This window comes from Pseudomonas sp. ABFPK (assembly GCF_001586765.1).
GTDB lineage: Bacteria > Pseudomonadota > Gammaproteobacteria > Pseudomonadales > Pseudomonadaceae > Aquipseudomonas > Aquipseudomonas asiatica.
Genome location: NZ_LQXW01000058.1, coordinates 1 through 6950, shown reverse-complemented (window position 1 = coordinate 6950; position 6950 = coordinate 1). Strand labels below are relative to the sequence as shown.

Here is a 6950-nt window from a genome sequence, read left to right as displayed (position 1 = left end):
AATGCCCCCCCTGCGTCGCTGCGCTCCGACTGCCCGGCCGGATGGCCGTGGAACAGGTGGCCAGATGGCCGTGGAATGCCTGGCCAGATGAGAGCGGACTGGGTGGCCGGATGGCGTGGAATCCGCAAACTGATAATGAAACATGGCATCGACGGCTGCTTCCAAGGTGGGCGCCGAACCGTCATGAAAGTAAGGGGCAGTCACCTCCACGTTTCGCAGGCTTGGAACTTTGAACAGGTGGAGGTCGTCCGGGTCACCTGTCACGTTGTAGCGTCCCCGATCTGCCCCGGTAACATTGCCACGGTTGGCGAAATAATCATCGAAGACGCCGAACTTCTGCAGCATGTTGCCGCCGATATTCACACCCTGGTGGCAGGCTATACAACCGTACTCCTGGAAGCGCTGATAGCCATGCTTCTCTTCCAGGCTGAGGCTGCTGGTATCTCCTTTCAGATAGCGATCGAAGCGTGAATCGGGTGTCAGCAGGGTGCGCTGGTACGTAACCAGGGCATCTTTGACATCAATGGTGGTCACCGGCTTGCCATAGGCTTCGGCGAACCCCGTCTGGTAAGCCGGATCGTCAGCAATTCGTTGAACCGCGGTAGCCCAGCCATCTTCTTTGCCGTCCGTATTACCGGTTGCCAGGTGCACCAGGCCGTCAAACGATTGCGCGCGCCCATCCCAGAACTGCAGGAAGTTCAGGCTGGCGTTGAAGACGCTGGGGGTGTGAACTGGCAAGGGTTTTCCATCTGCACCAGGCGAGCGCGCCTGCCCGTCCGCGCCACCACGATCCAGGCGATGGCAATCAGCACAGGACTGGCTGCTATCGAGGGACAAACGCGAGTCATTGAACAGTTTGCGCCCCAGTTCCACCCGGGCAGGGTCAAGCTCAGGCACCGCCGGCAATGGCGTGAGCGGCCCGCCGATGCTCTGGGCCAGCACCCATGCCGGTAAAACGACAAGCATCGAGGCAACGATGCGAACCTGCAGACAAATCGGCACAGCATGACCCTCCCTGGCAAGATGCACCTGTCTCCGAGCATAGTGAGGCCAACAGGCAAAAGCTAACGGCAGGGGCAAATATCATCTAGGCTGTGGCCTGGGAGTAATCTGGCCGAGACCAGCAGGGAGGGACCCATGGAGCTACCCGTTACCGATGGCGCAGCAGACAAGCCGGTGATACTTCTGGTTGACGACGAGCCCTCGATTCTCAGCAGCCTTCGTCGTCTACTTCGCAACCAACCCTACGAACTCCTCCTTGCCGAAAGCGGTGCCGACGCCCTGCAACTGCTCCAACAACGCCCGATCAATCTGGTGATGAGTGATGCGCGCATGCCAAACATGGACGGGGCAACGCTGTTGGCCCACGTACATGAGCGTTTTCCCGATACGTTGCGCATTCTGCTTACGGGTTACGCTGACACGGACACCATCGCAAAAGCCATCAACGATGGGCACATCTATCGTTACATCAGCAAACCCTGGAATGATGAAGAACTGTTGGTCACTCTGCGCCAGGCATTGGCCCACCAGCATTCGGAAAGCGAGCGAAAGCGCCTGGAACAACTGACTCAGTTACAGATCAGGCAACTCAAGGCGCTTAACGAAAGCCTTGAACAGCGTGTAGTGGCGCGCACCGCCGAGCTGCAGCAAACTGCCGACATGCTTGACCTTGCCTATGAAGAACTCAAGCGCAGTTACGTGACCACCACCGAGTTCTTTTCGCAGTTAGGCAACATGCGTCTGCCCAAGGCCAAGCAGACCAACCGGCAAGTCATAGAATTGATACGGGTGTATTGCACCAGCCATGGACTGGACGAAGGTACCTGTCGCAACCTGACCATGGCTGCAGCCCTCTACAACATCGGCAAGATGAGCTGGACCGACAACATGCTCACCTGCCCTGCCGATCTCATACCTCCACCAGAGCGCGAACTGTACCGGTCATACCCGAAACAGAGCGAAGCGCTGGTCATGACCCTGGAGCCAATAAAAGAGGCTGCACAACTCATACTTCACCACCAGGAACGCTGGGATGGCAGCGGTTTTCCGGGCCACCTGAAGGGCGCGGCAATTCCACTGGGCGCCCGCTGGTTGAAAATGGCTGTGGATTTCATCGAATTGCAGCGCGGACTGGTCCTGGATCGCCAGCTCAATAGCGATGAGGCACTGCTCTACATACGCAAGTATGCTGGAAAGCTGTATGACCCAGACTTGGTGGAAGACTTCGTCAACGTCTGTGCCGAGTATATGCGCGACATTACCTTGACCGACCCGGCGATCAAGGTATTGAGCACGCACGAACTGGCGGATGGCATGATACTGGCGCGCAACCTCAACGCCGACAACGGCATGCTGCTATTGAATGCCGGCAAGGTACTGAACGGTGCGCTGGTGAAAAAACTGATTGCCTTCGAAGAAATGGAAGGTGGCAGATACAGCGTGTTCGTCAGGGTTCCCGAGCAGGCAGGCAGCCTGCAGCCATCGCCCGCAACGGCAGGCTGACCCCGTTGCGGGCAGGTGCTGAAATCCGTTGGTCATGCATCGTGGCATGCTGGGTGCCTGGCCGTCTCCGTATGACTGCCGGCACTACTACCAGCCAACGGCTATCCTTCAGGTTTCGGTAGGAGGGCGTATGTGCGGAAGGCTCAGCCAGTACCGTGGCATACATGACTTCGTTGAAACCCTGAGCCTGCCAGAGGCCTGGCGGAACAACGTCGGCGACCAGCCGCTTGGCCGGTACAACATCGCGCCGACCACGCCGGTGGCAGTACTGCGGATGGATGATGCAGGCCCACGAGCGGACCTGGTGAAGTGGGGATGGCGGCCGCACTGGGCGACCGATCGCGCTGCGCCGATCAACGCCCGCGTCGAGAAGGTGGCGCATGGCCCATTCTTCCGGGCGATCTGGCCGCACCGGGCCATCACCCCAATCGACGGCTGGTACGAATGGGTTGATGAAGGTGGGCCGAAGAAGCAGCCGTACTACATCCGCCGCCAGGATGGGCGCCCTGCCCTTTGCGCCTCGATCGGCCAGTTCACCGGCACAGAGCACGACGGGTTCGTCATCATTACCGCCGACGCTCAGGGCGGAATGGTCGACGTTCACAACCGCCGGCCTGTCGTGTTGTCGCCAGAACTGGCGTACGAGTGGATCGCGGCAGCAATGCCGAGCGAGCGCGCAGAACAACTGGTGCTCAACCTGGGTGAGCCGGCCGAAGCCTTCGAGTGGTACCGGGTGGGTATCGCCGTGGGGAATGTGCGTAACCAAGGTGCCGAGCTGATAAACCCGCTTCAGTAATGGAGGCAAATCCTTTCCGCGCGCTTTGGTATCAGAAATCGACCTGTACGGAACCCGTTTGAACAGCTTGGACAGATACCACGGGCCGATCACCACTTTCGGGCGACTGCTCATTCCCCCAGCACCAACGTCAATCCCGCTCGGCTCTTTGGCTGGCCTCCGGAGGGGAGTACGCCATGCGATACTCGCCAAGTCGACGAAAAGGTGACTGCTTTATCCAGGGCTGAGCCTTGTGCAAAATAAACAGCTGTAAAGCCCAGAGGCCAAGGCAGAACGTTGTTCTTCCGCCACTCTCCAATGGCATTTCATAAGATAGTGCCACGCCAGCGAACATGATGCTGACAAAGAAGAAACCGCTGGCCAGGGCATTCGCCAGAAAATTGAGCCTGGGCCACTTTTCTGGCAGCAGCTCCAGCGGCCCCAGCGCGATCGGAGCAATGCCGAAAGGCACCGAATACATGATAAATGACGCGGATGGGTCCCCATATCGCAGGATCGCTATCCAAATCGCAAGCCATACGAACGCTGCCGTTGGAGATCTAGTCGGCTTTATTCGTAAGCCAAACGTCCTGAACCTTCGCAACAAACCCATTACCAATCTCCCTGTTTGGTAAGCGGGGGGAGAATATCACCCCCTTTCAAACAATGACGCCTCCCCGATGAGGCCAACGCTTGGAGCATCCATGACGATGGAATGGCCTGCGCGCTCCAACGGTGTGCTCAGGGGCAAAGCGCATTTCACCGAATTGCCGTCTATCTTCCCGCCCGGGAAGAATGGAGAGCACGTAAAAACCTGCACCACCAGTGGCGCACCGTGTGCTGCATCGACGCGCTGAGCCGCTACCACCCATCGGTGGCCGCTTAGTAGCCCGAACAACCAGCATCACTTCAGCCTGACGTTAACTGCCCGATGCCCTGCTCCCCATCGCAGGCTGCACCGGAGTGTTATTTAAATGTGCAGCGATGCAGGATCGTAAGCGCGGCGCCTGCGATCATTGCGATGAGGATCGTATCCCTGCCATCAGCCATACAGAGCTGGCCAAGCACAGAATGAGGATGGAGATCGAAGCAGGCAGGTGAAACTGGTGATATCCAGCCAATCCGAAGCCGGCATGGACAAGGAACGTGATCAGGCCTAGGCCAACACAAACTTTGGCGAAAAACACCGCGTTGACCGTACCCAGCAACACGCTTCGATAACCAACCAGCAACACTGGTATTGCCAAGATATTGAACAGGAGAAAGCCCTGTACCCCACCAGGTAGGAAAAACATCTCCCACTCGTGCCAATACGCAGCATCTATTTGATGAAGAATCAGTGCAAGCATCGTTACGAAATAGCTTCTTTCCATGTAAGCAATCCCTTCAGCTAGTGGTGATCATCCCTGAGCAAAGCGCTGACGATGATATCTCGCGCCTCTATGCGACGCTTAGAAATATTCGCAGATCAGTGCTGCTCAACGAGCGCGCTGAATGCCATCCAGCAGGCCCAGAGGATGGCAACGCTCCGGCGCGTGGTATCCAGGTCAGCGCACCCGGTCAGCCCATTTGTGTTCCAACCGAGCAAAGGTGGGCTGTGGATCAACGAGCCAAGTGTTACAATCCGCCACTTCAAATCGGCGCTCAAGGCGCTGAACATCCGTGAACGCCGTCAGTACGACACCCGCCACACCTACGCCACCATGTGCCTGATGTCTGGGATGAACCCCGCGTTCATCGCGAACCAGCCTGGTCACAGCGTTGAGATGTTGCTTTCTACCTACGCGAAATGGATCAGCTCCTCCTCGGACTGGAGGGAGCTGGAGAAGCTGCCGCCCCGAGTCGAATTGGCCCAAAATTGGCCCAAAACTGACGAGAGGGCCTAAATACACCTCTGGAACCCCCGCAGGACAAGCACTTGATTTCTACCGCCAACATCACCATGCGATTTCTTAGGGGTGTTCGGCGGTGATAAAGGGTTGATTTTGCTGGACTAACTGCCCCTCCAGTACCCTTGGATACCCGATCATTGGTATCAGAATTGGTATCGCACTCGGATGACTATCACTTCACTCAGCGCCTCGTCGACCCCAGATCGACGCGCAGCGGGCCGCATGGCTGGTCATGCTCGAGCGCCCACAATCTCGCCGACTCGGCGAACTCCAGCATGTCAGCCAACTGGTCCGCGTCAACGTCACACCGCCGGTGGGCAGATACCGCCAATTCCGTAAGCACCGTGGCCCGGCCATCAGGATCTGCTATCAGTGCGTGCTGGTCATTGAGCTCGGCCAGCCAGGCCGATGGCAAGCTCAACATTTAACCGTCCACAGCTGATCAATACGTGTCGTGTAGGATTGGCTCATCATCTCCCTCCTCATCCCCCAGTCCGGTGTCGCCGGCACGCTGGCGGCTCGCATGGTCCCCCTCCCCCAGCGCTCATTGATGTTATCCATCACCTGCATCAGCCGGTCACATGCCACCGATTGCTTGAGCGCAAACAAATCCTCTGAAAACTCACCTGGTTGCCGCAGGTCCATCAGCAACACCTCGGCCTTGCTGTAGCGGAACCCAGGCCTAAAGATCCGCGCGACCGCATCCGTGGCCAGTCGAGTCATCAGCAACGTGTCGCAAGTTGGGTATGGCAGTTCCACCAAAGCGCCCTGGGCGTGGTGCGCCTCGTCCGGGTTGAACATGCCGGTGCGGATGCTCACGCGCATTCGCTTGCACACGGAGTCTTGAGCCCGGAGCTTTTCTGCAGCCCGTCCAACGTAAGTGGCCACGGCCTGCTTGATCGGCGCCAGCTCAGTCAGCCGCTTTCCGAACATCCGACTGCAGCAGATCTCCTGCTTCGGCGGTTCAGCCTCGTCCAGTTCAAGGCATGGCGTGCCAGCGAGCTCCCGAGCCGTCTTTTCAACAACAACGCTGAACTTCTGGCGGAGTGTCCAGGCGTCAGCTTTGGCCAAGTCCATGGCTGTGCGGATACCCATCGCTTCAAGGTGAGCAGTCATACGCCGGCCAATGCCCCACACTTCCTTTACCTCGGTATTGCGCAACACCCAATCGCGCTTGAACGGATCGGTGATATCGACCACTCCACCCGTCTGTGCCTGCAGGCGCTTGGCCGTATGGTTGGCCAGCTTCGCGAGCGTCTTCGTGCCAGCAATGCCGACGCCCACCGGAATTCCCGTGCACTGGAAAATCCTCGAGCGCAGCTTTCGCCCGAACTGGGTCAGGTTTTCCTGAATGCCGGAGAGGTCAGCGAAACACTCGTCGATACTGTAGATCTCTGTAGCCGGCACCATCGATTCGATCAGCGTCATGACGCGCTCGCTCATGTCGCCGTAGAGCGCATAGTTACTGCTGAAGGCCATGATGCCGTGTCGGCGCAGCTTGTCCTTCGCCTGAAAAAACGGCTCGCCCATCTTCACAAATGGCTTAGCGTCGTATGACCTAGCGATCACGCAGCCGTCGTTATTGCTCAACACGACGATTGGGGTCTTGGCCAAGTCGGGCCGAAACACGCGCTCGCAGCTCGCGTAGAACGAGTTGTTCTGGGGCTTGATAAAAGTTAGAAGGTAAGTACTTTATAAACAGTAATTTAGAAAGCAACCATAGAAGCATTGGTTTAGATCATAGGTTGGGGGGGCGGTTGATGGAGCTTGTGTGGGCT

Annotated in this window: 8 protein-coding genes; 3 read left to right on the top strand and 5 right to left on the bottom strand. The window is 57.8% G+C overall.

Going from position 1 to position 6950, the window contains the following annotated elements; translation table 11 throughout:
- Nucleotides 1-966 (bottom strand): cytochrome-c peroxidase (locus WM94_RS25460; protein ID WP_256207056.1); only part of this gene is annotated, 966 nt, incomplete at its 3' end.
- A gap of 171 nt (nucleotides 967-1137) precedes the next feature.
- On the opposite strand from WM94_RS25460, the gene WM94_RS25455 reads away from it, so the two are divergent.
- Both WM94_RS25455 and WM94_RS25450 read left to right on the top strand, forming a co-directional pair.
- Entirely contained in the window at nucleotides 1138-2505 is a 1368-nt protein-coding gene (locus WM94_RS25455) for an HD domain-containing phosphohydrolase (RefSeq protein ID WP_061552411.1), read from the top strand.
- 130 nt (nucleotides 2506-2635) lie between these two features.
- Nucleotides 2636-3301 (top strand): SOS response-associated peptidase, encoded by a 666-nt coding sequence (locus WM94_RS25450; RefSeq protein WP_061552410.1) that lies wholly within the window; start codon nucleotides 2636-2638, stop codon nucleotides 3299-3301.
- A 130-nt stretch (nucleotides 3302-3431) separates the two neighbouring features.
- Here the strand turns inward: WM94_RS25450 and WM94_RS25445 are convergent, their stop codons facing one another.
- Together WM94_RS25445 and WM94_RS25440 are read right to left on the bottom strand one after the other, a co-directional pair.
- Nucleotides 3432-3761, bottom strand: a complete 330-nt coding sequence (locus WM94_RS25445; RefSeq protein WP_256207055.1) for a hypothetical protein — start codon at nucleotides 3759-3761, stop codon at nucleotides 3432-3434.
- Nucleotides 3762-4293: 532 nt separating this feature from the next.
- Entirely contained in the window at nucleotides 4294-4653 is a 360-nt protein-coding gene (locus tag WM94_RS25440; RefSeq protein WP_061552408.1) for a DUF6713 family protein, read from the bottom strand.
- Between the two features lie 198 nt (nucleotides 4654-4851).
- Here WM94_RS25440 and WM94_RS25435 point away from each other — a divergent pair, with 198 nt between their 5' ends.
- Nucleotides 4852-5166: an integrase gene (locus WM94_RS25435; protein WP_232881749.1), complete on the top strand. Its 315-nt coding sequence runs from the start codon at nucleotides 4852-4854 to the stop codon at nucleotides 5164-5166.
- A gap of 187 nt (nucleotides 5167-5353) precedes the next feature.
- Here WM94_RS25435 and WM94_RS25430 read toward each other — a convergent pair whose 3' ends face one another.
- Both WM94_RS25430 and umuC read right to left on the bottom strand, forming a co-directional pair.
- A complete protein-coding gene (locus WM94_RS25430) occupies nucleotides 5354-5596 on the bottom strand; it encodes a hypothetical protein (protein WP_061552407.1) in 243 nt (80 codons plus the stop codon).
- Nucleotides 5590-6843, bottom strand: coding sequence for a translesion error-prone DNA polymerase V subunit UmuC (gene umuC / locus WM94_RS25425; protein ID WP_061552406.1), 1254 nt, complete (start codon nucleotides 6841-6843; stop codon nucleotides 5590-5592). Before umuC ends, WM94_RS25430 begins: the two co-directional genes overlap by 7 nt.
- Nucleotides 6844-6950: the final 107 nt, after the last annotated feature.

Coding starts and splice junctions, on each gene's coding strand:
- WM94_RS25455 (WP_061552411.1), top strand. CDS start 1,138: ATGGAGCTACCCGTTACCGATGGCGCAGCAGACAAGCCGGTGATACTT.
- WM94_RS25450 (WP_061552410.1), top strand. CDS start 2,636: ATGTGCGGAAGGCTCAGCCAGTACCGTGGCATACATGACTTCGTTGAA.
- WM94_RS25445 (WP_256207055.1), bottom strand. CDS start 3,761: ATGTATTCGGTGCCTTTCGGCATTGCTCCGATCGCGCTGGGGCCGCTG.
- WM94_RS25440 (WP_061552408.1), bottom strand. CDS start 4,653: ATGGAAAGAAGCTATTTCGTAACGATGCTTGCACTGATTCTTCATCAA.
- WM94_RS25430 (WP_061552407.1), bottom strand. CDS start 5,596: ATGTTGAGCTTGCCATCGGCCTGGCTGGCCGAGCTCAATGACCAGCAC.